Here is a 291-nt window from a genome sequence, read left to right as displayed (position 1 = left end):
GGATGCTGAACGCATTCCACAACGTCGCAAATCCCACTGATTCCCAGGCTTGCGGATTGGAGGGGAAGAGCTCGTACAATGAACAGCTCTCCCCTCTTTTCCCTGCTCATGGCATTGTCTGCTCGCTCATGGACCAGTTGCCCTTCCAGTGTCAGCACATTGTCCCGCCATTCCTGCTCAACATGGATTAACGCCCATTGTCTGCGACAAAAAACAAAATGTTGAATGCCGGACAACATAAGAAAGTCGTCCTCATTATAGACCTTCATATATTTCACATGCCAAGCCTTC

The 291-nt window shown here is 49.1% G+C and carries 1 protein-coding gene; it reads right to left on the bottom strand.

The annotated features are described in order from the left end of the window. Window positions 1–269: CRISPR-associated protein Cas4 (locus PZE06_RS28675; RefSeq protein WP_275792495.1), on the bottom strand; the 269-nt coding region annotated here is incomplete at its 3' end. Window positions 270–291: the final 22 nt, after the last annotated feature.

The sequence above is a fragment of the Robertmurraya sp. DFI.2.37 genome, assembly GCF_029211245.1.
Lineage (GTDB): Bacteria > Bacillota > Bacilli > Bacillales > Cytobacillaceae > Robertmurraya > Robertmurraya methanolica_A.
This window is presented reverse-complemented; position numbering and strand designations above follow the sequence as displayed.